This is a genomic window from Flectobacillus sp., assembly GCF_049240685.1.
Taxonomy (GTDB): domain Bacteria; phylum Bacteroidota; class Bacteroidia; order Cytophagales; family Spirosomataceae; genus Flectobacillus.
In genome coordinates this window covers 1-1,552 of sequence record NZ_JBMLSD010000333.1, presented here as the reverse complement: position 1 = coordinate 1,552, position 1,552 = coordinate 1, and the positions used below count along the sequence as shown (strand labels likewise).

Genomic DNA, 1,552 nt, shown 5'->3' with positions numbered 1-1,552 from the left:
AGCAATTTCTATTTTTGTAAGTTCAAATAAATCCCCACAATTTGATTCATTCAAGCCTGGTGTCACTCTAATATCTCCGCTAAAAACTACTCTTAAATTACTTATTTTGAAACATTTAGGCAAATTTATCGGTGTGAGGCTATTTAAGCCATTTGGTTTTAGACAAAAAGTCGAGTCATCCTCTTGGGTAATTAAGCCTTTTATATTTTCTAAACGCTCTTTAAATTTCATGGTAAGGGTATCCCGATTATCATTGCATTTTTTCCAGCCATATCTCTCAATATTTTCACAATAGCTCCAGTCTACCTTTTCGAGTACAATATTTTCACAACCATATTCAGGTTCTTGGTCAATATTTTTACATGATGAGATGTAAAACGAGAAAAACAATATTATTTTGAATAGGTTTCTCATAATTATCAAGTTTACGACTGAATGTTAGCTAAAACAGTTTATGTCAAATCAAGCTCAAACTTTATTAATAAGTGCTTCTATATTCTTAGAAGAATTGAACTTACTTTGGACTAAACGTAATTTTAGTACCTTTTTTATTCCAAGATTTTTTCAAATTTCAAGTGGAGGTCTGTTGGGTGAGGATAGACAACAAAGATTGGTGTATTCGGAAATTTCATTTCTTGAATTTCCAAAAGCATTTTGTATGCACTTACATTCCCATCAGGGATTTTGTGACCTATGTATATTGCTTTTATTGATTCTGGATAATATTCCATTTCACGGTCGTCCGAGTTCAATTCAGTGATAATTCTCCATTCTTTTTCATAACTCCAATGTTTAAATTTCGTAGTCAATACGTAGTGGTAAGCAAATGAAAAGTCTTTACGAATTTTAACTGGTTTTTCAGGATAAATAACTCTAGTCAAGGAGTGTCGGATTATTTCATTTCTCTTGAGCTTAACGTCAATGCTCTCACCATTAAATTCAAATGCAAAACCATTGTAATTATTCGTATAGTGAGCCCACATTAAGTGATTGTCAATAGTTTCAGAAAAGGAGCAAACTCCAATATTAGTAAAATTATTTCTTTTTACCGTTTTCATTCCATTTAATTCTCCAATGTTTTCCACTAAGTTTATATTACAGTCAAAAGGGTCGTTAAATTGTCCTGGATTTGCCAAATGAAAATAGGATCTTCAAAGCCCATCAATACTATAAAGATTTAAAGGAAAATATTTGAATAGTTTGTCAGCACTTTTTGGTAATAATTCTCCGTATTGATAAGTATCCCAAAGTTTAGTCTTGAAATTAAGTCTTAGCTGATATTCTTTGTCTATTGTAAACTCGTTCATAGAATTGTTGCTAACTTGTATATAAATAATTATTTCCCTACAACGCTCACCTAGAAAATCAAAGGTATAGGCGTAAGAAATAGTTTAAATTTTGAGAGCATATTTATTGAAAAATGGTGAAATCATATTGTTTGAGCCGAAGGCGAGGTGGTTCACCACTCCGATTAGGATTTCTTGACTTTCTTTTGCAGCCGACGAGCTGTTACTTTTCTTGTGCCAGACGGGCACGCCTAGTGGGGCACGCC

General features: G+C 32.7%; 2 protein-coding genes. Both read right to left on the bottom strand.

The window, feature by feature from the left end; genetic code table 11:
* Positions 1–414 (bottom strand): hypothetical protein (locus tag ACOVQ4_RS15030; protein WP_421821448.1); only part of this gene is annotated, 414 nt, incomplete at its 3' end.
* A gap of 134 nt (positions 415–548) precedes the next feature.
* Positions 549–1,058 carry a DUF2971 domain-containing protein gene (locus tag ACOVQ4_RS15025; protein WP_421821447.1) on the bottom strand — a complete coding sequence of 170 codons (510 nt, stop codon included), beginning with the start codon at positions 1,056–1,058 and terminating at the stop codon, positions 549–551.
* Between the last annotated feature and the right edge of the window lie 494 nt (positions 1,059–1,552).